This is a genomic window from Paenibacillus sp. 598K, from assembly GCF_003851045.1.
Classification (GTDB): Bacteria; Bacillota; Bacilli; order Paenibacillales; family Paenibacillaceae; genus Paenibacillus_D.
The window spans coordinates 1-485 of the sequence record NZ_BFBX01000390.1 but is presented as its reverse complement, the minus strand read 5'-3'; the positions used below and the strand labels follow the sequence as shown (position 1 = coordinate 485).

The following is a 485-nucleotide window of genomic DNA, read 5'->3' as shown; positions in this document are numbered from 1 at the left end:
CGGCAGCGTCAGATGTGTATAAGAGACAGGGCCCGGCTGCGCGCCGCCGATCGCGGCGACGAACTGTCTCAGCTCCTCGATATACGCCTCGGTATAGCGCTCCAGGAAAAAGTGGAGCGGCTTGTCGCGACGCACTCCCGTCGCGCTGTGCACCTCCGCCGTGTTCGGATAGTCGTTGGCGACCGCCACGCTGCCGCCCGAGCCGAACACCTCGACCCGCTGATCGTAGCCATACACCGCCTGGCGGCTGTTGTCGATGACGCCAAGCGCCCCGCTCTCGAAACGGATCGTGATGATCGCCGTATCGACATCGCCATGCTCGCCGAACACCGGATCGACCAGCACGCTGCCGTATGCGTGCACCTCCACCGCCTCGCTGCCCATCAGATAACGCGCCATGTCGAAGTCGTGGATCGCCATATCAATGAAGATGCCGCCCGAGGTACGGATATAGTCGGCGCTCGGCGGCGCAGGATCGCGGGAGG

General features: G+C 64.3%; 1 protein-coding gene. It reads right to left on the bottom strand.

Going from position 1 to position 485, the window contains the following annotated elements; genetic code table 11:
- Positions 1-485, bottom strand: a 485-nt coding sequence (locus tag PA598K_RS35580) for a Gfo/Idh/MocA family protein (protein WP_260405778.1), incomplete at both ends; no start/stop codon positions are given.